The sequence below is a fragment of the Nannocystis pusilla genome, from assembly GCF_020073745.1.
Taxonomy (GTDB): Bacteria; Myxococcota_A; Polyangia; order Nannocystales; family Nannocystaceae; genus Nannocystis; species Nannocystis radixulma.
On sequence record NZ_JAIRAU010000002.1, the window covers coordinates 38,105 to 64,180 of the forward strand.

The 26,076-nt window shown below is 70.3% G+C and carries 10 protein-coding genes; 4 read left to right on the forward strand and 6 right to left on the reverse strand.

Annotation, left to right across the window (positions count from 1 at the left end):
* Position 1 precedes the first annotated feature (1 nt).
* From K7C98_RS06260 to K7C98_RS06270, 3 genes are read right to left on the reverse strand one after another with little or no spacing between them, the layout of a single operon-like run.
* Positions 2 to 1,006, reverse strand: a complete 1,005-nt coding sequence (locus tag K7C98_RS06260) for a prohibitin family protein (RefSeq protein WP_224190635.1) — start codon at positions 1,004 to 1,006, stop codon at positions 2 to 4.
* A gap of 6 nt (positions 1,007 to 1,012) precedes the next feature.
* Positions 1,013 to 1,201, reverse strand: coding sequence for a hypothetical protein (locus tag K7C98_RS06265; RefSeq protein WP_224190636.1), 189 nt, complete (start codon positions 1,199 to 1,201; stop codon positions 1,013 to 1,015).
* Positions 1,202 to 1,217: 16 nt separating this feature from the next.
* Positions 1,218 to 1,823, reverse strand: coding sequence for a YcjF family protein (locus tag K7C98_RS06270; RefSeq protein ID WP_224190637.1), 606 nt, complete (start codon positions 1,821 to 1,823; stop codon positions 1,218 to 1,220).
* A 520-nt stretch (positions 1,824 to 2,343) separates the two neighbouring features.
* Here K7C98_RS06270 and K7C98_RS06275 point away from each other — a divergent pair.
* Both K7C98_RS06275 and K7C98_RS06280 read left to right on the forward strand, forming a co-directional pair.
* The gene (locus K7C98_RS06275; RefSeq protein ID WP_224190638.1) at positions 2,344 to 2,571 is read left to right on the forward strand and encodes an MbtH family protein; all 228 of its coding nucleotides are present in this window, start codon (positions 2,344 to 2,346) and stop codon (positions 2,569 to 2,571) included.
* 36 nt (positions 2,572 to 2,607) lie between these two features.
* Positions 2,608 to 4,242: a cyclic peptide export ABC transporter gene (locus tag K7C98_RS06280; protein WP_224190639.1), complete on the forward strand. Its 1,635-nt coding sequence runs from the start codon at positions 2,608 to 2,610 to the stop codon at positions 4,240 to 4,242.
* Between the two features lie 35 nt (positions 4,243 to 4,277).
* Here K7C98_RS06280 and K7C98_RS06285 read toward each other — a convergent pair whose 3' ends face one another.
* From K7C98_RS06285 to K7C98_RS06295, 3 genes are all read right to left on the reverse strand, one after another.
* Positions 4,278 to 4,997: a DUF6875 domain-containing protein gene (locus K7C98_RS06285; protein ID WP_224190640.1), complete on the reverse strand. Its 720-nt coding sequence runs from the start codon at positions 4,995 to 4,997 to the stop codon at positions 4,278 to 4,280.
* Positions 4,988 to 22,297 carry a non-ribosomal peptide synthase/polyketide synthase gene (locus K7C98_RS06290; protein WP_224190641.1) on the reverse strand — a complete coding sequence of 5,770 codons (17,310 nt, stop codon included), beginning with the start codon at positions 22,295 to 22,297 and terminating at the stop codon, positions 4,988 to 4,990. The genes K7C98_RS06285 and K7C98_RS06290 overlap by 10 nt, the downstream gene beginning before the upstream one ends.
* 459 nt (positions 22,298 to 22,756) lie before the next feature.
* Positions 22,757 to 24,706 carry a multicopper oxidase family protein gene (locus K7C98_RS06295; RefSeq protein WP_224190642.1) on the reverse strand — a complete coding sequence of 650 codons (1,950 nt, stop codon included), beginning with the start codon at positions 24,704 to 24,706 and terminating at the stop codon, positions 22,757 to 22,759.
* A 212-nt stretch (positions 24,707 to 24,918) separates the two neighbouring features.
* Between K7C98_RS06295 and K7C98_RS06300 the strand changes: the two genes are divergently transcribed.
* Both K7C98_RS06300 and K7C98_RS06305 read left to right on the forward strand, forming a co-directional pair.
* Positions 24,919 to 25,146 carry a hypothetical protein gene (locus tag K7C98_RS06300; RefSeq protein ID WP_224190643.1) on the forward strand — a complete coding sequence of 76 codons (228 nt, stop codon included), beginning with the start codon at positions 24,919 to 24,921 and terminating at the stop codon, positions 25,144 to 25,146.
* Between the two features lie 14 nt (positions 25,147 to 25,160).
* Complete coding sequence (locus K7C98_RS06305; RefSeq protein WP_224190644.1) at positions 25,161 to 25,997, forward strand: hypothetical protein; 837 nt, start codon at positions 25,161 to 25,163, stop codon at positions 25,995 to 25,997.
* Positions 25,998 to 26,076: the final 79 nt, after the last annotated feature.

The window sequence follows — 26,076 nt, forward strand, 5'->3', positions numbered from 1 at the left end:
CTCAAGGCGCAGCGGTCGACTCGGAGGCCGGCGACTCGGAGGCCGGCGCCGCGGAGGCCGGCGCCGCGGAGGCCGGCGCCGCGGAGGCCGGCGTCGAGTCACCACCGACGTTGAACAGCAGCGAGGAGCCCGAGCCGGTCGCTCCGCCGAGGACGAGCACCTTGGAGTTGGACGACTTGGCGAGCTCCGACGTCGCTTCGAGGTCGCGCCAGCGCAGCACGTCGGGGGAGAGGTCGCCGATGATCGTGTTGTAGTCGCGGATGCCGCTCGCCTCGGTCCGCTTGCGCTGGGCCTCCGCCTCCTCGCGCTCGAGCTTGTGGCGATACTCGAGCATCAGCTGTTCCTGGCGGTACCGCTCGGCGATCGCGGCGAGGACGACCTCCGGCAGCTCGAGGTCGACCAGCTCGAGCTCCTGGATCTGCACGTACGGCTTCTCCTTCTCGCCGTCGCCGGGTTCGTCGCGCCCGAGCGTGGCGATCCGGCGCAGTTCGAGCATCAGGTCGTTGGCGCTCGAGTAGATCTCGTAGGCGGCTCGATCCCCGAAAGCCCGCCGGACGTGGGCCTGGATGTCCGGCTCGATCACCCGATCGAAGTAATCGGGGCCGATGTCGCGGTGGAGATGCCCGAGCATGTCGCTGTCCGGCCGGAACTTCACCGAGACGGCGACCTGCAGGTTGAGCCCCTCGTCGCTGAGGACGTCGAAGTTCAACGTCTTCTGCTGCAGGCGCACCTCGTACAGCGTCAGGTGGTCCCACGGTGGGATGATGTGCAGCCCTTCGCCCCACACCCTGTCCGTCACCGTGCCTCCGGCGAAATAGCGGTACATCACACCCTGACTTCCGGTCGGGATGGTGATGAACATCCGCGGCCACAGGAAGCCGAGCAACATCAGCACCACGACCAGCGCGGTGTAGGTGAGGTATTCGACCCGGCCGAGCGTCTTCTCGCTCCACTCGCGCAAGGGCGACCGGTCGTCGACCTTCCTCGTCTCCCCGGTGTTCGCCATGAGCGGTCAGCCTGCTCGACGGTCGGCCTTGCGTGGGCCCGAGAGCTGAGCGGCGATGAATCCGCCGATCGGCGTCAGCACGATCGACAGCAGCACCGTCAGCCAGAAGCCGAGGCGCCGCGTCGTGCCGAGCAACCCGAGCGCCAACAGGGTCACGACCGGCAGCGCATAGACGAAGAGCAGGGTCAATTCCATCGCCCGCTCCTTCGGACTACGCCGGCCCCTGGGGCGACACGTTCGGCGCGCCGGGTCGATTGCGCAGCTCGGCGACCTTCTCCTTCGCGCCCTCGAATTCGCGCCTGAAGTGCTCGCGCATCCGGTGCGGATCGAAGTCGAGGAAGGTGCCGCCGGACTCGAAGTGCATGACGAAGACGCGGCCAATGGCGTGAGTGAAGGCGCCGGACGCGACCGGCACGCTGATGATCCCCAGCGCCTGGCCGACCACAGGAATCAGCTTGGCGAGGCTCATCCCGAGCGCCGCGCCGACGCCGACGCCGCCGATCCCGACGAGCAGCGTGCCGACGAGCTTCTTGACGAGATCCTCGCGGAACGCGATGCCGTAGAGCGCGGACAGCTCCTTGAGCAGCTTGACCTGCACGGCGCTGACGGCGAGCACGTCGGCGACCGGGATCGGTACCGCCCCCGCGCCGAGCGCCCACAGCACGTTACGATGAATGATCGCGTCCGCCTGCATCAGCCGCGTCTCCGGATCAGTGGCCATTTCTTTCGCTTGCGTCGTCTCGCTCACCATGGACAGTACCTCACTGCGTTTGAGTCCCAATGTCAAGGTCGCTGCATCGTTTTCCGTATCGCGCATGGCGCGCGATTCGGGCCCAGGAGCCCGCTCCGGCCCCGTTTTGGCGCGCATGAACCCTCACGCCCGGCGCGTTCGCCTGGCGTGACGATTCGTCGATCAATTGCGCTGCGAGGCCTCCCGGGTCCACCCGAGGAGAGCGCCTTCGCATGGCACCTGATGAGGCCCTCGTATGGTTCGCCGGGGCCCCCTGTGACACGAGTCCGAGCGTGGCTGGCGGGCCCCTCGAACGGCTCACGTCGGTGTGCGGAATCGAGGCCACGAGCGGCTCCCTGCACGGGTACGCGAGCCTGTTCGACGGGTCGCGCAGATCCGCGCGGCCCGTAGGCAATGCCCGGGGATGTGCGCTCGAGACCTCGGTCATCCACGGTGAGTCGATACACGTACCGCGCTTTGTCTCGACGGTCCTGTTCACCGTCGTTGTTCGCCACGCGTCGCGCACCGGGTGTTGACGACGACCGGCCGACGTGCGAGCGTCCTGCCGTTCTCCACACCTGGATCCCGACCGATCAGGAACAATTCCATGCGCGATGAAGAGACGGATGACACCCGTTACGAGGTGGTTATCAACCACGAGGAGCAGTACTCGATTTGGCCCGCCGACCGGGAACTGCCGGCCGGGTGGCGCAAGGCGGGCAAGAATGGCACCAAGCGAGAGTGCCTCGCCCACATCGATGAAGTGTGGACCGACATGCGGCCGCTGTCCTTGCGGCTCGCCATGGCAAAGGCCGCGGAAGACCCGACCGGCTGAGCCCGCCCGGCCAGCGGTGTACGACGAAATCGATCCATGACTATCGTCGAACTGTTCCTCGACGAGGCAGGGAGGGAGCGACGCGCGGTGCTGACCGCGGCAACCCTCGCCGGCGTCGCCAACGTGTTGGTGCTCGCGCTGGTCAATGCAGCGAGCGCTTCGTCCGACCCGACCGAATTCCGCATCTTCGCGATGTTCGCGCTGGGCGTCGTCCTGTACGCCGTCGCGGGGCGCGCGACGTACCACCGCTGTGTGGCCATCGTCGAGTCGGCGCTGCACCGCATGAAGACTCGGATCGTCGACAAGGTCGAGCGCGCCGATCTGGCCAGCATCGAACGCATCGGCTCCGCCGAGATCTTCGACCGCCTCACGGAGAACGCGGCCGTGATCTCCGGATGGGCAGGGCACATGGCCCACGTGCTGCAGTCGGCCAGCATCTCCGTGTTCGCCTGCCTCTACCTCGCGTACGTGTCGCCGACCGCGTTCGTGTTGCTCGCGCTGCTGACCGCGATCAGCGTGAGCATCTACCGCGCCAGGGTCCGCGAGCTCGACGGCTACTTCCAGGAGAAGGCGGAGACACGCCTGCGCTTCTTCGACTCTCTGACGGATCTGTTGCGGGGCTTCAAGGAGGTCAAGTACAGCCGTCGTCGCGGCACCGAGGTGCGCGCCGGCATCGTCGCTCACTCCGAGCGGATGCGTCGGGCGACGGTCCTGTCCGGCCGGATCTTCGACGACAACTGGATCTTCGCCAATTGCAGCCTGTTCGCGCTGCTCGGCACCGTCGTGTTCGTGCTCCCCCAGTACGTCCCCACGGACACGGCGATGACCGGCACCCTCGTCGCCGGCACGATGTTCATCTGGGGTCCGCTCAGCGGCATCATCAACGGGGTGGCCGCGTTCACTCGCTCCAACCAGGCGCTGGCCGAGATCGCGGCGCTCGAGGCCAAGCTCGACGCGGCCGGCCTCGAGAGCTCCGAACCCGGCGAGGACCCCTGGGGCGGGCGCTTCTCGTCGATCGAGCTGCGCGGCCTTCAATACGGCCACGCCGGGGGCACCGAGCAAGGCTTCCACATCGGCCCGATCGACCTCACCGTGAATGCCGGCGAGGTGCTGTTCATCGTCGGCGGCAACGGCAGCGGCAAGACGACCCTGGTCAAGACGCTCACCGGCCTGTATGCGCCGAGCGGCGGGCGCCTGCTGGTCGACGGCATCGCCGTCGACCCGCGCAACGCCGCCGCCTACCGCGAGCTGTTCACGACGATCTACTCCGACTTCCACCTGTTCTCGCGCCTCTACGGCCTCGCCGACGTCGATGCCAGCGAGGTGCACCGGCTGCTCGCGCAGATGCACCTTCGCAGCCAGACGTCGTTCGCCGAGGGCGGCTTCACCAAGCGCGAGCTGTCGACCGGTCAGCGCAAGCGCCTGGCGATGATCGTCGCGCTGCTCGAGGACCGCCCGATCTACGTCTTCGACGAGTGGGCCGCCGACCAGGACCCCGAGTTCCGCAAGTACTTCTACACCGAGCTGCTCCCCACGCTCCGGGCCCGCGGAAAGACCGTCCTCGCGGTCAGCCACGACGACCGCTATTTCTCCTGCGCGGATCGTGTCATCACGATGGAGCAGGGACAGATCCGCGCCGTCCAGCGCTCGGCCGAGAGCGCCGGTCATTGACCTGGTCAGGGCGATCGATGTCGGGCGCGCCGTGCTCATCGTAGAACCGCATGGCTCGGTGGAAACGCCGCGTCCAGGACCGCCTCCCAGTTCACCGGTAGTTGCGGGACGCCCGCGGCGGCGATGCGCGCCGTGAGCTCGTCGCGGGCGGTGATGCCGAACCTCCGGACGTAGGCCGACAGGTACTCCGGGCGGGAGAACAGGAACATCAGATCGGTGAGCTGCATCGGCCGAATCACCAGCATCGGGTGCGGTGCTTCGAGCGGGCGGTAGTCGGGGTTGTGCAAGCCGGGCTCGCGGCAGCCGGGATAGAATTGGCCGATCATCAGACCCCGGGCGGTGATCTCGGGCTTCAGCGCCTGTTGCACCGGGTCGATGAACCGCGGCCCCGCGTCGTTCGGCAACCCGGGGAATAGGGTCAGGATGGCGCGGAACTCGCGGCCCATCCCGGTGGTGGGGAGCTCCGCGGGGAAGCGTGCCACCAGCGCGCGCATCACCGACTCCACGGCGGCGGGGCGGAGCTCGCCCTCGTACACATGAAAGCGGATCGATCGGAAGCGGTTCAGGCCGGGCTCGACAAAGGGACACACGGACCCCTTGCGACCGATGATCGGGTTCGGCCTGGAGATGAACGTCCTGAGCCACGTCAGCACCTCCAGCAGCTGCGCGCGAGCAGCTGCCGGGAGACCGGCGCTCTGCTCGTCGAGCTGCTCGGCGCATAACAGCCGGGCTTGCGATGGATCTGTCAGTTCCAAGACGTGTCCTCCCTCCGCCCGCCCGAGGAGCCCGAGGGCGCGCCCCCGAATGCGTCCATGGAGGAGCAGCAGGCGATGAGGCGCCGCAGCGACGCGAGGAACGCTCCTGCCATCCGCTCGATCGTCGAGGTCTCATGGACAGCGCGGCTGAAGCTCCAGCCGAGCCGCAGTCGCCCGTCCACCACGATGCAGCTCACCACGAGCTCGTGATACAGCGCCATGTTCGGGCTGATGCTCGTATGCGCCGTCCCGTCGAATGTCCAGGGCGAGCCTGCCTCGTACTGCCCGAGGTAGTTGAACACCACCGGCATCGGTACGGACAGCGACGCGCGTACATTCGCGTCCGGATGCGCATACCGCAACCAGCCGTATCCGAGGCCCCGGCCGGGCACGGACCGCAGCTGCTCTTTCACGTCGTTCAGCAGCACGCCAGGGTCGCAGCCCGGCGGCACGCTCAGCCACAGCGGGATCAGCGACGAGAACCATCCCAGGGTGCGGGACACGTCCACGTCTGCCACGACAGGCTCGCGACCGTGGTGCTGCAGCGCCACGCAGACCGTGTCTGTCCCGGAGGCGGCGCTCAGCGCGGATGCGAGGGCCGACAGCAGGACCGCGTCGATCTCCGTCCCATGCGCCGAGCCGACGGCGCGGAGGAGCGCGCTGGTGTCCGCCGGCGAGAGCTCCGCCTCCACGGTGCGGCTATCGCCGAAGGTCCCCGGCGCGCCGTAGCGATCTCGCACGATCGGAGTCACGCGACGAGCGCACTGCGCCTGCCAGTACCCGAGCTCCTGCGACAGGCCGCCGCCGGCGATGAACGCGTGGAGTCGCTCGGACCACTGGCGGAGCGACGTCGTCTTGGGTCCGAGCTCCGGCGTCCGCCCGGCGAGCAGCGCATCGCAGGTGTGTTGCAGGTCCTCGCACACGATTCGCCACGACACGCCGTCGGTGACGAGGTGGTGCATGACGAGGACCAGCTGCGCGCCCGCTTCGCCCAGATCCAGCCACGCAGCGCGGCAGATCGGGCCGCGGGACAGATCCATGCCGCGTTGCAGCCGCGCCACCGCCTCGGCCGCCGCGGCGTCGCGGGCCGAGCGATCCAACGCCGACAGATCCACCCGCTCGAGCACGACGGTCGCGCCCGCCTCGTGCTCCTGAACCCACCCGGACGCGGCGCGACGATACCGCAACCGCACCGCGTCATGCTGCTTTGCGACGATCCGCAGCGCCTCTGCGGCGATCTCGGGCGAGAGCGCGGACGGGGGCGTCCAGCGCATCGCCGGGCAGTAGTGATGGGCGTCCACGGGGTCGCCATCCAAGAACCAGTGCTGGATCGGCGTCAGCGGCACCGTCCCGACGACGGCTTCCTGCTCCGCCAGCACGGCGCTGTCTCTCCGCACCACCAGCGCGAGCTGGGCCACCGTCTGATGCGTGAACATGTCGCGCGCCGTGAGGTGGAGGCCGGCTCGCTTCGCGCGACCGATCACCTGGATCGCCAGGATCGAGTCCCCTCCGAGCGAGAAGAAGTTGTCGTGGATCCCGAGCGGCGAGCGCTGCAGCACCGCCGACCACAGCTCGGCGAGCACGCGCTCGACCTCGGTCCGCGGCGCCACGCAGGACGTCTCGGCCGCGTCGCGCGTCGCGTCGGGCGGCGGCAGCGCCTTGCGGTCCACCTTGCCGCTGGGGCTCAGCGGCAGCGCCGTGAGCCGCGCGAACAGGGAGGGGATCATGTACGTCGGCAGCGCGGCCCCGAGGTGCTCGCGCAATGCATCGTCGGTGCATCCGCTCTCGCCGAGCACCACGTACGCGACCAGGCGCCTGTCACCGGACGCAGGTTCCCACATGACCACGGCGCACGCGCGCACGGACGGGTGCGACGACAGCACCGCCTCGATCTCCCCGAGCTCGATGCGGAAGCCGCGGATCTTGACCTGGTGATCGATGCGCCCGAGAAACTCGAGCTCTCCGTTCGCGTCCCAGCGGACGAGGTCGCCCGTGCGGTACATCCGCGCCCCGGGCGCGGCGGAGAACGGGTCCGGCACGAAGCGCTCCGCCGTCAGTTCGGGCCGGCCCAGATAGCCGCGCGCGAGCCCGGCACCCCCGATGTACAGCTCGCCCGGGACACCCACCGGCGTCTGCCTCAGGTGTTTGTCGACCACGTGGAGCTGCGTATTGGCGATCCCTCGACCGAGCCGGACGGCACTCCGTCCGGAGTCGACGCGAGACAGCGCGGACCAGATCGTCGTCTCGGTCGGCCCATACGCGTTCCACACCGAGGACGCCCTGCGCGCCAGTTCGACCGCCAGATCCGGCGTCATCGCTTCCCCGCCGCACAGCACCTGCAGGGGCCTCTCACCGTCCCAGCCGGCGTCCAGCACCATGCGCCACGTCGCCGGCGTCGCCTGCATCATCGTCGCGCGATCGAGGGCGCGCACCAGCGCTTCGCCGTTGCTCGCGTCGTCGCGAGACGCCAGGTGGATCGAGGCCCCCCGGATCAGAGGCATGAACAGCTCCAGCCCGGCGATGTCGAACGACATCGAGGTCACGGCCAGCATCGCGTCCCGGGGCCCGATCCCCGTCTGCTCGGCGAAGGAGTGCAGCAGGTTCGTCAGCGCCGCGTGCAGGATCTGGACGCCCTTGGGCCGCCCCGTCGAGCCCGACGTGTACAGCACGTAGCTCGTGTGGTCCGGCCCCACGGCGACTGCGGGGGACGTGCGCGGCTGCTGCCACACGGGCGTGCCCGCGTCGAGGTGCACGGTCACGACCTCGTGCGGCGGAAGGCTGTCACGCAGGCGCGCCTGCGTGAGCAGCACGGCGGGCCGCGCGTCCGTCAGCATGAATGCCAGCCGCTCTCGCGGATAGCTCGGGTCGAGCGGCACGTAGGCCCCGCCCGCCTTCAGGATCCCCAGCAGCCCCACGACCATCTCCAGCGAACGCTCGACGCACAGCGCCACCAGCACCTCCGGGCCGACGCCCAGGCCGCGCAGGTGATGGGCCAGCCGGTTCGAGCGCTCGTCGAGCTCCCGGTAGGTCAGCTGCTGTTCGCCGAACACCAGCGCCACCGCAGCCGGCGTCCGCCTGGCCTGCTCCTCGAACAGCTCGTGGATGCACCTCTCTGCGGGACAGGTCGCCGCCGTGTCGTTCCACGCCGCGAGCTCCGCCTGCTCCGCCTCCGTCAGGAGGTCGAGCTGCGACAGGCGCCTGTCCGGGTGGAGCACCCCGTCCTGCACCAACACCTGCAGGTGCCTGCCGAGCCGCTCCACCGCGCCGGCGTCCACCCGGGTCGTATCGTAGGTCAGGGAGACCTCGGTCCCGTCCGCGTCATGCAGCACCCCGAGCGCCAGCGCCTGCTTCGCGGTCACCACGCCGGTGGGCACCGCGTCGAGGAGCGGTGACCAGCCGGCCGCGGCGGGGGTCGTCGGCGGCGTCACCTCGAAGAAGGTCACGTCGAACAGCGGGTTCTCGCCGGCCTGCCGCGACAGCCCCTGATCCTGCACGACGACGTCGAACGGCAGCGCCTGGTGCTCGTAGGTCTCCAGCGCCGTCCGCCGCGCCCGCGCGAGCAGCTCGGCGAAGGTCGGATCGCCCGAGAGGTCGGTCCGCAGCACCACCGTGTTCGTGAAGAATCCCAGCAGGTCGGCCGTGCCCGGCACCTCGCGGTTCGCCACCACGGCGCCGATCCCGAAGTCCGTCTGGCCGCTGTAGCGGGACAGCACCGCCGTGAGGGCGGCATACCAGGCCATGAAGGGCGTGCAGCCGTGGGCTCGCGCGAGCGCCTGCAGCCCGCGGCTCGCCTCCAGCGAGACGCGCAGCGCGACGCTCGCTTCGACGCCGGGGCCGCGCGCCGGAGCGGCGCGAACGATGGGGAGCTCCAGCCGGGGCACGCTCGCGAGCTTGTCCTTCCAGTAGGCCCGCGACGCCGCGAAGCCGCCGGTCGTGAGCGCCTCCTGCTCGGCGCGGGCGTGGTCGGCGAACTGGTAGGAGAGCGCCGGCAACGCTGCCGCTTCGCCGCGACAGCACGCCTCGTACAGCCGCGAGAGCTCGGAGAGCAGCACGCCGCTCGACCACTCGTCGGTGATGATGTGGTGCTGGAGGACGAGCACGACATGGCGCTCGGCCTCCAGGCTCACGACCAGCACGCGCGTCAGCGGTCCGGTCGCGAGATCGAAGCGGGCCGCGATTTCGGCCTCAAGGTGGGCGCGCAAGGCGGCTTCCCGCACCGCCTCGGACAGCGTCGAGACGTCCTCCACGCGCATCGGGATCGAAGCGCCGTCCGCCACCGTTCGCGTCAGCACGCCGTCGACCTCGGGATAGGTGGTGCGCAGGATCTCCTGCCGCTCCGCGAGCTGCTTCACGCTCTCGCGCAGCGCCGGCTCCGAGAGCGCGCCGCGGACGACGAACACGTGCGGGACCTGGTACGACCGCGCCTCGGGCGCGAGCTTGTCGACGAACCAGATCCGCCGCTCGGTCCCGGAGAGGCCGGCGTACGCCGGCTCGGCCGCGCCGCGCGGGGAGGGAGCGAGCGCGGGGCCCGGTCGCGTCTCGATCCCGACGAGCAACGCCGCCAGGGCCGCGATCGTCGGCCGCTGCAGCAATGTGGCGAGAGTCAGCCCGAGCCCGAGCCTCGTCTTCACCGCAGACGCGACACGCACCGCCAGGAGCGAGTGGCCGCCGAGCGCGAAGAAGTCGTCGTCGATGCCGATGGGCCGCACGTCGAGCAGCTCTTCCCAGATCGCCACGAGGGCGCGCTCGACCTCGGTCCGCGGCGCCGTGAATGTCTCGTCCGCGCCGCGGGTCGCCTCGGGGGAGGGCAAAGCCTTGCGATCGACCTTGCCGTTGGCGGAGAGCGGCAGCGCGTCGAGGAAGACGAACGCCGACGGGAGCATGTGGTCGGGCAGGTCGCTTCGCAGGTGCTCGCGCAGCACGGCCGCCGCGAGCGCGCTGTCCTTCGCCACCACGTAGGCGACGAGGCGGCTGTTCCCGGGGGTATCCTGTCGCGCGACGACGACGCAGGACGCCACCGCGGCGTGTGACGAGAGGGCGGCCTCGACCTCGCCGAGCTCGACACGGAAGCCGCGGATCTTGACCTGATGATCGACGCGCCCGAGGAACTCGAGCTCACCGTCCTCGTTCCAGCGGGCGAGGTCGCCGGTGCAATACATGCGGGCGCCGGGCTCGTTCGAGAACGGATCGGGCACGAACCGCTCGGCCGTCATGGCGGGGCGACGGAGATAGCCGCGGGCCAGGCCGACGCCGGCGAGGTGGATCTCACCGGGCATGCCGATCGGGACCTGCCGCTTCGCGGCGTCGAGCAGGTAGAGGCGAACGCCGTGCACGGGCCGGCCGATCGAGAACCTCTGCGGGCGCGAGGGATCGAACCAGGCCTGCGCGGCGAAGATGCTGCACTCGGTGGGGCCGTAGGAATTGAGGACCTGGCGGCCCTCGGCCCATTGAGCGACGAGCGCGGGCGGCGTGCGGTCGCCGGCGAGGGTGATGTGGCGCAGGGCGGGCGCGCGGCAGCGGAGCACGCGCAACATCGCGGGCGGGATGAAGGAGAAGGTGATGGCGCGGTGTTCGAGGCACTCGGCGATGCCCTCGACGGCGTCGTAGGCGTTGCTGGGCAACACGCAGGTGGCGCCGTTGCACAGCGAGAGCATCCAGTCGACGATGGCGCCGTCGAAGGCGATGGCGGCGCTGAAGAGGATGCGATCGCCGGGATGGACGACGATGTGCCGGCGCTGGAAGGCGACGCGGGCGGCGAGCCCGCGATGCTCGTTGATCACGGGCTTGGGCTTGCCGGTCGAGCCCGAGGTGAACACGACGTAGTTCGCGTGCTCGCGGGTCACGCCGCTCGCGGGCGGGGTGATGGGTTGTGAAGCCCACTGCGCTGCATCGACGTCGAGCCGCACCACCGTCACGCCCGGGGCCGAGAGCCGGACGTCCGCGTGCGTCAGCAGCACCGGCGCCTCGGCCTCGGCCAGCAGCAGCGAGAGCCTGTCCGGCGGATACGACGGGTCGAGCGGCACGAACGCGCCGCCCGCCTTCAAGCTCGCAACCAGACCCACCACCATGTCGAAGGACCGCTCGACACAGAGGGCCACGCGCACCTCGGGCCCGACGCCGAGCGAGCGCAGGTGGTGCGCGAGCCGGTTGGCCTGCGCCTCGAATTCGCCGTAGCTCAACTGCCGCCCGTCCTGCTCGAGCGCGACGGCCTGCGGTGCCCTGACCGCCTGCTCGGCGATAAGCTCGTGAATGCAGCGGGCGGCAGGATCGATCGGCGGCGTGTCGTTCCACGCCGCGAGCTTCTCGGTCTCCTCGTCGGTCAGCAGCTCCAGCTGCGACACCCGCCTGTCCGGGTGCGCCGCCGCGTCGGTCACCAGAGTCCGCAGGTGCCCGCACAACCGCTCGGCCGCCGTTCGCGACACGCGCGTCGTGTCGTACAGGACCTCGACGACGGTCCCCTCGGCCGTGTGCTGCACGGACACGGCCAGCGCGTTCTTGGCGGTCGCCAGGCCCTGGGGCACACCGCCGAGGAGCGGCGACCAGCCGACCGCGGCGTCGCTCGCCGGCGGCGTCACCTCGAAGAAGGTCACGTCGAACAGCGGATTCTCGCCGGCCTGCCGCGCCAGCCCCTGATCCTGCACGACGACGTCGAACGGCAGCGCCTGGTGCTCGTAGGCATCGAGGGCAGTCCGCCGCGCCCGCGCGAGCAGCTCGCCGAACGTCGGGTCGCCCGAGAGGTCGGTCCGCAGCACCACCGTGTTCGTGAAGAACCCCAGCAGGTCGGCCGTGCCCGGCGCCTCGCGGTTCGCAATCACCGCGCCGAGCCCGAAGTCCGACTGGCCGCTGTAGCGCGACAGCACCGCCGCGAGGGCGGCATACCAGGCCATGAAGGGCGTGCATCCGTGGTCGCGCGCGAGCGCTTGCAACCCGCGGCTCGCCGCCAGCGGGACGCCGAGCGCGACGCTCGCCTCGGGGCCGCGCCCGGGGGTGGTGCGAACGATGGGCAGCTCCAGCCGCGGGACGCCTGCCAGCCTGTCCTTCCAGTGGGCCCGCGACGCCGCGAAGCCGCCGGTCGTGAGGGCTTCCTGCTCCGCCCGGGCATGGTCGGCGAACTGGTAGGAGAGCGCCGGCAACGCTGCCGTCTCGCCGCGGCAGCACGCCTCGTACAGCCGCGAGAGCTCGGAGAGCAGCACGCCGCTGGACCACTCGTCGGTGATGATGTGGTGCTGGAGGACGAGCACGACATGGCGCTCGGCCTCCAGGCTCACGACCAGCACGCGCGTCAGCGGTCCGGTCGCGAGATCGAAGGGGACCGCGATTTCGGCCTCCAGGTGGGCGCGCAACGCCAATTCTCGCGCCGCTTCGGACAGCGCCGAGACGTCCTCCAGGCGCAGCGGGATCGACACGCTGTCCGCCACCATTCGCGTCGGCACGCCGTCGACCTCGGGATAGGTGGTGCGCAGGATCTCCTGCCGCTCCGCGAGCCGCTTCACGCTCTGGCGCAGCGCCGGCTCCGAGAGCGCGCCGCGGACGACGAACACGTGCGGGACCTGGTACGACCGCGCCTCGGGCGCGAGCTTGTCGACGAACCAGATCCGCCGCTCGGTCCCCGAGAGGCCGGCGTACGCGGGCTCGGCCACGCCGCGCGGGGAGGGTGAGAGCGCGGCCCCGGGCGTCGGTCGCGTCGCTATCCCGTCGAGCAACGCCGCCAGGGCCGCGACCGTCGGTCGCTGCAGCAATGTGGCCAGAGTCAGCCCGAGCCCGAGCCTCGCCTTCACCGCCGATACGACGCGCACCGCCAGGAGCGAGTGGCCGCCGAGCGCGAAGAAGTCGTCGTCTACGCCGATGGGGCGGACGTCGAGCAGCTCTTCCCAGATGGCCACGAGGGCGCGCTCGACGTCGGTCCGCGGGGCCACGTAGGTCTCTGCCGCGCCGCGGGTCGTGTCGGGGGAGGGCAGGACCTTGCGATCGACCTTGCCGTTGGGGTTCAGCGGCAGCGCGTCGAGGCAGACGAACGCAGAGGGGACCATGTACTCCGGCACCCTCGCGCCGAGCCACTCCCGCAGCGCGCTCGCCGTGGCGTCGTCGCCGACCACGTAAGCCACGAGCCGCTTGTCGCCGGTAGCATCCTCGCGAGCCACGACGACGCAGTCGCGCACCGACGGGTGGGCCGCGAGTGCGGCCTCGATCTCGCCGAGCTCGATGCGGAAGCCGCGGATCTTGACCTGGTGGTCGATGCGGCCGAGGAACTCGAGCGCACCGTCGCCGCGGAAGCGCGCGAGGTCGCCGGTGCGATACATGCGTGCGCCGGCCTCGAGTGCGAACGGATCGGGGACGAATCGCTCCGCGGTCAGCCCGGGGCGGCTCAGATAGCCGCGTGCGAGCTGCACGCCCGACAGATACAGCTCGCCTGCGACTCCGACGGGGACAGGGCGAAATGCAGCGTCGAGCACGTAGGTGCGCGTGTTGTCGATCGGGCGCCCGATGGGCACCGGCCCTGTCTCGTCGGGCCGGCAGGCGTGGCTCGTCACGTCGATGGCGGCTTCGGTCGGGCCGTAGAGGTTGTGGAGCTCGCCGCGGCTGGCCGCATACCAGGCCTCGCGCAAGTGCCCGGGCAACGCCTCGCCGCTGGCGAAGACGTGGCGGAGCGACGCGCGCTCCCGGGGCTCGGTCGCCGCCAGGAACACGCCGAGCATGGACGGTACGAAGTGCGCCACGGTGACGCCGGTGGCCGCGATGAGGGCCGCGAGGTAGCGGGGATCCTTGTGCCCCTCGGGCGCGGCGATCACCATGCGGGCGCCCTCGAGCAGAGGCCACCACAGCTCCCAGCCCGAGACGTCGAACGACAGCGGCGTCTTCTGCAAGACGGCGTCGCTCGCGTTCAAGCCGTAGGCCCGCTGCATCCAGCGGAGGCGGTTGTAGAGCCCGCGATGGGTGTTGAGGACGCCCTTGGGCCGGCCTGTCGAGCCCGACGTGTAGATGACGTAGATCGCGTGATCCGGCCCGACGTGGACGACAGGGGACGTGCGCGGCTGGTGCTGCCAGGTGGGCGCATCGAGCTGCACGACCACCACCTCGTGCGCCGGGAGGCTGTCACGCAGGCGCGACTGCGTGAGCAGCACGGCGGGTCGCGCGTCCTCCAGCATGAAGGCCAGCCGTTCGCGCGGATAGCTCGGGTCGAGCGGCACGTAGGCCCCGCCCGCCTTCAGGATCGCCAGCAGCCCGACGAGCATCTCGAGGGACCGCTCGACGCACAGCCCGACCAGCACCTCCGGCCCCACGCCCAGCCCGCGGAGGTGATGGGCCAGCTGGTTCGAGCGCTCGTCGAGCTCGCGGTACGTCAGCCGCTCTTCGCCGAACACCAGCGCCACGGCGTCCGGTGTCCGCGCGGCCTGGTCCGCGAACAGCTCGTGGACGCACCTCGCCGGGGGATACGCCACCGCGGTGTCGTTCCACGCCGCCAGCTTCGCGTGCTCCGCCTCCGTCAGGAGGCCGAGCTCCGCCAGGCGTCTGTCCGGATGCGCGACCATGTCGAGGAGCACGGTCCGCAGGTGTCCCCAGAGCCGCTCGATGTCTTCGCCGCGAAGCGCTGCGGGTGCCCACATCCAGCGCAGGTCGAGGGTCGTCCCGGCAGCCACCGTGATGGCGAGCGGGTAGCTCGTCTGCTCGAACGCCGAGAAATCCTCGATCGGCAGGACCTCGGCCTGCTGCGCCGCTTCGTCCACCGGGTAGTTCTCGAAGATGAGGAGCGTGTCGAACAGCGCGCGACCGCCACCCACCGCGCTCGCGCGCTGCACCTCGTACAGCGGGGTCGCCTCGTGGACGCGCAGCTCGACCTGCTCGGCTTGCAGCCGCTGCAGCCATTCGACCACGCCCTCCGAACCGGACCACCGGGCCCGCAGCGGCAGCGTGTTGATGAACAGGCCCACCATCCGCTCGATGCCGCGGATCGGCGCGCTGCGACCTGCCGTCGTCATGCCGAAGACGACATCCGTCCGCCCCGTGATACGGCCGAGCAGCTGCGCGAGCGCTCCTTGCACCACCGTGTTCAAGGTCAGCCCGCGCCGCCGGGCGAAGGCCGTGACCACCTCGGTCTCGGCCGCGGTCAGCGAGGTGTCACGCTGCGCGTGCTCCCGCGTCGCCTCCGCGGGCGGCGGGAACGGCAGCCGCGTCGGTTCCTCGACGCCGGCCAGGTACTCGGCGAAGAACGCCGACGAGGCCGTGTGGTCTCGCGTCGCTAGCCAGGCGATGTACCGCTCGTAGGCCACCGGCTCCGGCAGCGCGAGCGGCCGCCCGCCGTGGTGCGCAGCATAGGCGGCCTGCAGCTCTCCGAGCACCACCGGCATCGACCAGCCGTCGGCCAGGATGTGATGCGTCGTCTTCAGCATCCACGTCCGGCCCCCGGGCATGCGCACGAGCACGACCCGCGCCAGCGGGGCCCGCCCGAAATCGAAGCCGGCCGCCCGTTCCTCGCGCCGCAGGGCCTCCCACCGCGTCTCCGCCTCGACCGCGTCCAGCGACGACCAGTCGTACGTCGGCATCGCGAAGGCGACGCTCTTCCGCACCACCTGCAGCGGCTCCGGGACGCCCTGCCACACGAAAGACGTCCGATACACCGCATGGCGCGCGAGCACCGTCTTCCACGCGCACTCGAGCGCCGCGGCGTCCACGTCGCCTCCCAGTTGCAGCGCGAGCTGGACGGTGTAGGTCGGCGACTCCGGCTCGTTCAGGGCGTGGAACAACAGCCCCGCCTGCAGCGGTGAGAGCGGGTAGACGCTCTCGACGTCGCGCGTGGTCTCGAACAGCCCGTCCAGGGCCTGCTGCCCGAGCCGCGCGAGCGGGAAGTCCGAGGGCGTGTAGCCAAACGCCTCGTTCGCCGCGCAGTGAGCGATGAGTCGCCGCAGCGCGGCGACGAACCGCGCTGCGAGCCGCTCCACCGTCGCGCGGTCGTGGGTCGCCGAGCTGTACGTCCATGCGAACCGCAGCCGTCCTTGCCACACGCCGCCGTTCACCGCCAGCGCGTGCCACAGCTCCATCCGCGAGCTCGTGGTACTCCCCGTCGACTCCGCCGCCGGTCCGAGCATCCCCCGACCTTGCGCCTCCATGTCGAACTGCCCGAGGTAATTGAACACCACCGGCGGATCCACCGAGAGCGCGGCGCGCACCGCCTCGTCCGCGTGCGCGTACCGCAGCCAGCCGTATCCGAAGCCCCGGTTCGGCACCGCCCGCAGCTGTTCCTTGACCCCCTTCAGCAGCGCCGCAGGATCGTCGGCCTCCGGGACCGTCAGCCACACCGGAAACATCGACGTGAACCACCCGACCGTGCGGGACACATCGACGTCCTCGAGCGGCGCTTCGCGTCCATGTCCCTCGAGGGTGACGCACACCGTGTCCGTCTTGCAGAACGCGCTCAGCGCCGCTGCGAGCGCCGAGAGCAAGACATCATTGATCTCGGTGCGGTAGGCCGCGCTCACGTCGTGCAGGAGGGCCCGGGTCTCGGCCTCGGACAGCTCCACGTCCACCGTGCGACCGTCTCCGACCGTGCCGAGCGCCGCCTCGTGGTCCAGCGGCAGCGGCGTGATGCCCCGCGCACACTGAGCTCGCCAGAAGCCGAGCTCCTGGGACAGGCCGCGGGCCGCGACGAATGCGTGGAGCCGCTCCGACCACTGCCGGAACGAGGTCGTCTTGGCCGCGAGCTCCGGCGTCCGTCCGGTCAGCAGGGCCTCGCAGGCGCGCTCGAGGTCCTCGTGCAAGATCCGCCACGACACGCCGTCGACCACGAGGTGATGCACGACGAGCAGCAGCCGCGTGCCCTCCTCGCCCAGATCCAGCCACGCCGCGCGGGCCACGGGGCCCGCGGACAGCGACAGGCCGCTCTGCAGAGCGTCCGCCGACGCCTCCACGGCCGCCCTGCGCGCGCGCGGCGGCACCGCCGAGAGGTCCACGCGCTCGAGCGGCAGCGCGACCTCTTCCGCGTGGCTCTGCACCCACCCGGACTCCGCGTGGTGATACCGCAACCGCAGCGCGTCGTGCTGCCGCAATACGACCTTCAGCGCCTCGGTCACGATCCCGGGCGACAGCCCGGGCGACGGCGTCCACATGCAGGCCTGATTGAAGTGGTGCGCCTCTTCGGGGGTCTTGCCCAGGAACCACTGCTGGCTCGGCGTCAGCGAGGCCGCGCCGGTCACCGCCTGTTCGGCCACGGCTGCGCTCGATCTGCGCGCCACCTGCACCAGCTCCGCGACCGTCTGGTGCATGAACATGTCGCGCACCGTCACGTGCAAGCCGGCTCGCTTGGCCCGACCCACCACCTGGATCGCCAGGATCGAATCTCCGCCCAGCGAGAAGAAGTTGTCGTGGATCCCGACGGACGGGGCGCGCAGCACCTCCGACCACACCTCCGCGAGCGCTCGCTCCGCTTCCGTGCGCGGCGCGACGTGGGCCGTCTCCCCGGCCTGCCGGGTGTCTTTTGGAGCAGGCAGGGCCTTGCGATCGACCTTGCCGTTGGCGGAGAGCGGCAGCGCGTCCAGGAAGACGAACGCCGACGGGAGCATGTAATCGGGCAGGTTGTTTCGCAGGTGCTCGCGGAGCGAGCCCACCGCGAGCGCGCTGTCCTTCGCCACCACGTAGGCGACGAGGCGGCTGTTCCCGGGGGTATCCTGTCGCGCGACGACGACGCAGGACGCCACCGCGGCGTGGGACGAGAGGGCGGCCTCGACCTCGCCGAGCTCGACACGGAAGCCGCGGATCTTGACCTGATGATCGACGCGCCCGAGGAACTCGAGCTCACCGTCCTCGTTCCAGCGGGCGAGGTCGCCGGTGCAATACATGCGGGCGCCGGGCTCGTTCGAGAACGGATCGGGCACGAACCGCTCGGCCGTCATGGCAGGGCGATTCAGATAGCCGCGGGCCAGGCCGACGCCCGCGAGGTGGATCTCACCGGGCATGCCGAGCGGGACCTGCCGCTTCGCGGCGTCGAGCAGGTAGAGGCGAACGCCGTGGACGGGCCGGCCGATGGAGAACCTCTCCGGGCGCGAGGGATCGAACCAGGCCTGCGCGGCGAAGATGCTGAACTCGGTGGGGCCGTAGGAATTGAGGACCTGGCGGCCCTCGGCCCATTGAGCGACGAGCGCGGGCGGCGTGCTGTCGCCGGCGAGGGTGATGTGGCGCAGGGCGGGCGCGCGGCAGCGGAGCACGCGCAACATCGCGGGCGGGATGAAGGAGAAGGTGATGGCGCGGTGTTCGAGGCACTCGGCGATGCCCTCGACGGCGTCGTAGGCGTTGCTGGGCAGAACGCAGGTGGCGCCGTTGCACAGCGAGATCACCCAGTCGACGATGGCGCCGTCGAAGGCGATGGCGGCGCTGAAGAGGATGCGATCGCCGGGATGGACGACGATGTGCCGGCGCTGGAAGGCGACGCGGGCGGCGAGCCCGCGATGCTCGTTGATCACGGGCTTGGGCTTGCCGGTCGAGCCCGAGGTGAACACGACGTAGTTCGCGTGCTCGAGGGTCACGCCGCTCGCGGGCGGGGTGATGGGTCGTGAAGCCCACTGCGCTGCATCGACGTCGAGCCGCACCACCGTCACGCCCGGGGCCGAGAGCCGACCCTCGATGTCCGCGTGCGTCAGCAGCACCGGCGCCTCGGCCTCGGCCAGCAGCAGCGAGAGCCTGTCCGGCGGATACGACGGGTCGAGCGGCACGAACGCGCCGCCCGCCTTCAAGATCGCAACCAGACCCACCACCATGTCGAAGGACCGCTCGACACAGAGGGCCACGCGCACCTCGGGCCCGACGCCGAGCGAGCGCAGGTGGTGCGCGAGCCGGTTGGCTTGCGCCTCGAATTCGCCGTAGCTCAGCGACAGCCCGTCCTGCTCGAGCGCGACGGCCTGCGGTGCCCTGACCGCCTGCTCGGCGATCAGCTCGTGAATGCACCGGGCGGCAGGATCGATCGGCGGCGTGTCGTTCCACGCCGCGAGCTTCTCGGTCTCCTCGTCGGTGAGCAGCTCCAGCTGCGACACCCGCCTGTCCGGGTGCGCCGCCGCGTCGGTCACCAGAGTCTTCAGGTGCCCGCACAGCCGCGCCGCTGCGGTTCGCGACACGCGCGTCGTGTCGTACAGGACCTCCACGACGGTCCCCTCGACCGTGTGCTGCACGGTCACGGCCAGCGCGTTCTTGGCGGTCATCACGCCTTGCGGCACCGCGCCGAGCCGCGGTGACCAGCCGGCCGCTGCCGCGGGCGGCGTCACCTCGAAGAAGGTCACGTCGAACAGCGGATTCTCGCCGGCCTGCCGCGACAGCCCCTGATCCTGCACGACGACGTCGAACGGCAGCGCCTGATGCTCATAAGCATCGAGGGCAGTCCGCCGCGCCCGCGCGAGCAGCTCGCCGAACGTCGGATCGCCCGAGAGGTCGGTCCGCAGCACCACCGTGTTCGTGAAGAACCCCAGCATCGCCTCGGTCCCGACGAGCTGGCGATTTGCCACCACCGCGCCGAGCCCGAAGTCCTGCTGGCCGCTGTAGCGCGACAGCACCGCCGTGAGGGCGGCATACCAGGCCATGAAAGGGGTCGCGGCATGTTCGTGCGCGAGCGCCTGCAGCTGGCGGCTCGTCTCCGGCGGTAGCCGGAGCGAGACCTGTCCTTCGAGCCCCGAGACCGCTCCCGAAGCGGGAGCGACGATCGAGAGGTCGAGCCGCGGTACGTCGGAGAGGGCCTCCTTCCAGTAGGCCCGAGATGCCGCGAGCCCGTCGCCCGCGAGCGCCGTCCCCTCTGCGCGCGCATAGTCCGAGTACTGACAGGCGAGGGCAGGCAGAGCGAGCGTCTCCCCGCGGCGCGACGCTTCGTACAGGGACGAGAGCTCCGCGAGCAGCAGCCCCCAGGACCACTCGTCCGTGATGATGTGGTGCTGATGCACGACGACGACGTGCCGGTCCGCAGCCGTCTTGACGGCCAGGACACGGGTCAGCGGCCCACGCTCCAGGTCGAAGCGGTCCTTCACCTCCGCGGCGAGCATCGTCTGCAACGCCGCACCGCGCTCCGCTGCGGGCAGCGACGAGACGTCCTCCACGCGGATCGGGATCCGCACGTCGTCGGACACCTCCCGCTTCGGCGTTCCGTCCACCTCCGGATAGGTCGTGCGGAGGATCTGGTGGCGCAATGCCAGCGCGCGCACGCTCTCCTCGAGCGCCGGAGCACACAGCGCGGACGCGACCTCGAACACGTGCGGGATCTGGTACGACCTCGCCTCGGGCGACAACTTCTCCAGGAACCAGATCCGCCGCTCGGTGCCCGACACGCCCTCGAACGGCGCCTCGCCGTCCGCTCGCGGCGAGAGGCCGATCTGCGGCCGCTCCGCTCTCGTGTCCCAGAGAGCAGCCAGCGCCTCGATCGTCGGGTTGCGAAGCAGCGTCGCCAGGCTCGGCGCACCCCCGAGTCGCGTCTGGACAGCCGATACGACACGGAAAGCGAGGAGCGAGTGACCACCCAGCAGGAAGAAATTGTCGCTGACGCCGATGGGGCGGACCTCGAGCAGCTCTTCCCAGATGGCGACGAGGGCGCGCTCGACGTCGGTCCGCGGGGCCACGTAGGTCGCTGCCGCGCCGCGGGTCGTGTCGGGGGAGGGCAGGGCCTTGCGATCGACCTTGCCGTTGGGGTTCAGCGGCAGCGCGTCGAGGCAGACGAACGCAGAGGGGACCATGTACTCCGGCACCCTCTTGCCGAGCCAGTCCCGCAGCGCGTTCGCCGTGGCGTCGTCGCCGACCACGTAAGCCACGAGCCGCTTGTCGCCGGTAGCATCCTCGCGAGCCACGACCACGCAGCCGCGCACCGACGGGTGAGCCGCGAGTGCGGCCTCGATCTCGCCGAGCTCGATGCGGAAGCCGCGGATCTTGACCTGGTGGTCGATGCGGCCGAGGAACTCGAGGGCGCCGTCGTCGCGGAAGCGCGCGAGGTCGCCGGTGCGATACATGCGTGCGCCGGCCTCGAGCGCGAACGGATCGGGCACGAATCGCTCCGCGGTCAGCCCGGGGCGGCTGAGGTAGCCGCGTGCGAGCTGCACGCCCGCCAGATACAGCTCGCCTGCGACTCCGACGGGGACAGGGCGAAACGCAGCGTCGAGCACGTAAGTGCGCGTGTTGTCGATCGGGCGCCCGATGGGCACCGGCCCTGTCTCGTCGGGCCGGCAGGCGTGGCTCGTCACGTCGATGGCGGCTTCGGTCGGGCCGTAGAGGTTGTGGAGCTCGCCGCGGCAGCCCGCATACCAGGCCTCGCGCAAGTGCCCGGGCAACGCCTCGCCGCTGGCGAAGACGTGGCGGAGCGACGCGCGCTCCCGGGGCTCGGTCGCCGCCAGGAACACGCCGAGCATGGACGGTACGAAGTGCGCCACGGTGACGCCGGTGGCCGCGATGAGGGCCGCGAGGTAGCGGGGATCCTTGTGCCCCTCGGGCGCGGCGATCACCATGCGGGCGCCCTCGAGCAGAGGCCACCACAGCTCCCAGCCCGAGACGTCGAACGACAGCGGCGTCTTCTGCAAGACGGCGTCGCTCGCGTTCAAGCCGTAGGCCCGCTGCATCCAGCGGAGGCGGTTGTAGAGTCCGCGATGGGTGTTGAGGACGCCCTTGGGCCGGCCTGTCGAGCCCGACGTGTAGATGACGTAGATGGCGTGATCCGGCCCGACGTGGACGACAGGGGACGTACGCGGCTGGTGCTGCCAGGTGGGCGCATCGAGCTGCACGACCACCACCTCGTGCGCCGGGAGGCTGTCACGCAGGCGCGACTGCGTGAGCAGCACGGCGGGTCGCGCGTCCTCCAGCATGAAGGCCAGCCGTTCGCGCGGATAGCTCGGGTCGAGCGGCACGTAGGCCCCGCCCGCCTTCAGGATCGCCAGCAGCCCGACGAGCATCTCGAGGGACCGCTCGACGCACAGCCCGACCAGCACCTCCGGCCCCACGCCCAGCCCGCGGAGGTGATGGGCCAGCTGGTTCGAGCGCTCGTCGAGCTCGCGGTACGTCAGCCGCTCTTCGCCGAACACCAGCGCCACGGCGTCCGGTGTCCGCGCGGCCTGGTCCGCGAACAGCTCGTGGACGCACCTCGCCGGGGGATACGCCACCCCGGTGTCGTTCCACGCCGCCAGCTGACGCAGCTCGTCCGAGGTGAGCTGCGGCAGGTGCTCGATCGGGCTGTTCGGGTCGGCCACGGCGGCCCAGCGGAGCACGTCCCCGGCGTCGTCCTGCTGCGCCGCGACATTCTGCTCCGACCTCGGCTCGATCCCCCGAACGTTCCAGCTCTCGTCGTGCATGCTCATGCGAAGTCCTGATCGATTCCCCGGGCATCCATCCGCGCGCAGGCCATACCGAGCGTCGTGCCGAGCATGGGATGCACCATGCTGTGTCGCCCTCGCTGACGCCCTGCAACGGTCCGGAGCTTGCCGTCATCGAGGAAGGCCGTGTTCACATTCGGCTCGTCTCCGAAGAGAGAAAAGACATCATCAGAAATGGCGGATTGATCGGGGAAATCGAACGAGCCGTGGAGCTCGCGTCATCGAGCGGTGGGCGGGCGCCCGCCGGGCGCCCAATAGGCGCCCGCCTGGCCGGTGTGGAGCGCGATGGCACGCATGCTCGCGTGCGTCGGCGAGCGCCAGCACGGCCGTCTGCGATCCACGGATCACCACGGGTATTCGACGCAGTGGTCGAGGGCGCCGAAGCTCATGGCGGATCGTTTCGGAGAGGTTCGGGGGCGTCGTTCTCCGTGGATGGAAGGGGGCTCATTCGCTCTCGCAAGCGGCGTCCACCGGCGGCGCCGGGCAGGCCGCCTGCTGCACCTCGACGAGCTGCATCATGCCTTCATCCTCGTGCTCCAGGATGTGGCAGTGCAGCACGTACTGCCCCTGGAAATGCAGGAAGCGCGACAGGAACGTGAGGGTGCCGTCGGCGTTCGTGCCGCTCGTGGGTATGAGACACGTGTCGCGCCAGACAGGGTATGCCGGACTCTTCCCGTTGATGGACGTCACGAGGAACGAGTTGACATGGATGTGGAAGGGATGAATCGACTCTCCCGCCGTATCGGTGAATTTGTTGATGATTGTCCATTCCTCCACGGCGTCGAGGAGGATGCACTGATCGACGCGGCCCTCGCAGAACGTCCTGCCGTCGATGAGGAAGTGCGCTCCGTCGGCGTCCTGGGTCACCGCGAATTCGACCTGACGTGTGTTCGTGACCGCGTTACCAGGCTTCGACATGTCGTCGAACGACGGGTAAAGCGCCGGCGGCGTGAGCACCTGCGGGATCTGGAGGCTCGTGTCCGGCTTCCCCGAGACGACCACGGTGGCGAGGACCTGCGGCGCCCAGCAGACGAAGTCGAGGTAGCCGAGCGCCACCATCTGGTAGGTGCCCGCCTCGAATTGGACGAGCATGTCCACGCGGCCCCCCGGCGGGATGACGTACTCGACCTCGGAGACGGGGTCGGCGAGCGGCATCTTCAGGGGGGCGCCGTACGTGATCCCGTCCGTCGCGACCTGGTAGTACGTGGCCGACTTCGCTCGCAGCGCGTCCCGGTCGAGCATGGGTGGGCCGTTCGACGAGGCGCAAGAATAGCCAAATGGATCATAGCCGGGCTTCGGCAACGACGTCGCGGTGTCCACCTGATCGTCCGGCACGCGGAGGAAGGCGACGTCCAGCGGGGCACGAAAGCCCGTGTGCAGCACACGAAGACGCTGCACCTCGCCCGGGCGCATGCGAAGGATCGGATTCAGCTGGCCGTTGATGTGGAAGAAATCCTCGACGCCAGGAGGGAGGGGACCGGAGTGGCCCATCTCCCCATACGTAGCGAGGCGGGTCTTCCCGTCGCATGAATCCTCGGTCTGGATCATGAACTCGCCGACGACGAGGAGTTGCTCCTTGCCCTGCCCCGGACCGGGCTCGGTAGAGAACAGCTTGTCGAGGTCGTCTCGCTCTTCGTCGCGAATGATGATCGCCCCGACCATGCCGCCCGCCACCTGGATCGCCGTCGATCCGTGCATGTGCGGGTGATACCAGTAGGTTCCGGCGGGATGATTGGCCTTCGTCCCGTCCGGCATCTCGATGTCTCGCGGGATATCGAAGACGAAGTCGTAGCTTTGACCAGGACCGATCGCCAGGAAGACGTCGTCTCCGGGCGGCCCGGGATCGACGTGCAGGCCGTGCGTGTGGAGGTTGGTCGTGTTGTTGTGGGTGCCCGCGCCGTGCCCGCCGCCGCCGTGCCCGCCGCTGCCCCCGCCCATGGCGCAGTCGGGGGGGTCCACGGCGCTGCTGTCGTCCGGAAGGCCGTTGATGAGCTTCAGCTTGAGCTGATCACCCGGGCGGAGCTCGATGCTCGGGCCCGGGACCGTCCCCGTATACGTCGTCGTATCGCCGAGGCTCGACTCCCCGTGATTGACCTTGAGACCCGTGTACGCGCGGGTCATGAACGTATACTGGCCGACCGTCACCTCGGTCTCGGTGATGGTCAGCTCGATATCGAGGACGCCGTCCCGGGAGCGGACGCTGGCGGGCGTGAAGAGCTCGGCGTTCTCGACCGGCTGCGGATTGTCGTCATCGACCGAGCTGCAGCCTGTGAGATCGGGCAGCAAGATGCCGGCGCCGAGCGTGGCGCCCACCCTGAGGAAGCCGCGTCGATCGAGCGTCAGCGCGACATGGGACGGGTTGTTGCCAGTCGAAGGTTTTCTCTGAAAGGTCATGGCGGGCTCTCGAGCCTCGGGGTGGATGGGCCCGCCCGGTTCAGGTTTCGTCGGAGGACGACCGGTGATTGCGGGGCTCGAGGGTGAAGAGCCAGGACCACCCCGTTGCGATCCAAAAAACTTCGAACTTTTTTCGCGCCCTTGCGCCGACCGTTTTCGCGCTTCTGGGCTCCCTGATCGAGCGCCACGACCTCGCGCTGTTGGTCGAGTTCATGCGCTCGACCTGGCGCACCGCCGAATTCGCCGAGTTCGCGCCGATCTTCGCCGAGGTGTTCGGCGAGCCGCTCGAGGCGGCGATGGCCGGTCTCGAGGTCGTGGGTTCGTGCCTCGACCCCGGCGGCCACGGCCCCGAGCACCAGCTGTCCCGAAGGACATCTAGCTCTCCTGCGGCCACGGACCGCGATCACCCCGCGCTTGCCTGCGCCTTGCGGCCTCTCTAGCCTGTCGGGACCCGATGTCGCGCCGCCGGAGCTCGCCATGGACCTTCGCCCGGAGCGCCCTCGTGCTCGTCACCGCCTGTCGCCCCGCGCCCGCGACCGTCGTGGCGGCTCCGAGCCCCCCAGAGCGCGCGTCGCCGCGGCCCGGCACCGCGATCGACCTGTGCGCCGATCCGCCGGCCGCCTTCGCCAGCTACCGCTGGCTCCCCAACGAGGTCTTCACCCTCGTCACGGTGCGCCCCGACGAGCCCGCGCTCGCGACCTCGCTGCGGGCGCTCGAAGCGCGGGCCACCAACGCCTTCGGCGACGCGACACTCGCGTTCCCGGACCACTTCGCCCGCGAGCTCCCGCAGGTCCGCGCCCTGCTCGCGCGGGCAGGGCTGCGCCCCGCGGAGCTGGTGTTCCTCGGGGCCGGCGACACCGAGGCGTGGGCCGCCCCGCGGCTGTGCGGAGCCGACGCCCTGCGCCGCGCCAGCGCAGCCATGGGCCTGCGCGTGCGCGAGGTCCAGGCCCCGCTCGCGGCCGTGATCGCCGAACCAAGCGCGTCGGGGTACGCCCTCCTGCAGCTCGCGTCCGGCGGACCGCTGTGGATCGCCCAGGCGGACCGGCTCGAGAGGCTGCAGTCGTGGCTGGCCGTCCTGTCCGGCGACGTCGGCGAGTACTACGCCGAGTGGCTGCGCGACCCGGAGCGGCGAGGCACCCTGCGCGTCCTCGACACCGACCCCTTCCCCCCGGGCGCGGTGGACGTGCTGGTCTGCGTGACCACGCGGAAGACCGCCGTGACGGGCGCCGAGGTCGACCACGGCGCGGACATCACCGAGGTCTTCATCACCGCGCGCAAGCCCGGGACGTGAGGCCCGATGCCAGTCCCCGAGCGGGCTCGGGAGGGGTCAGGAGGGGTCGCTGCTCCTCTCGCAGAACGCCGATGATAGG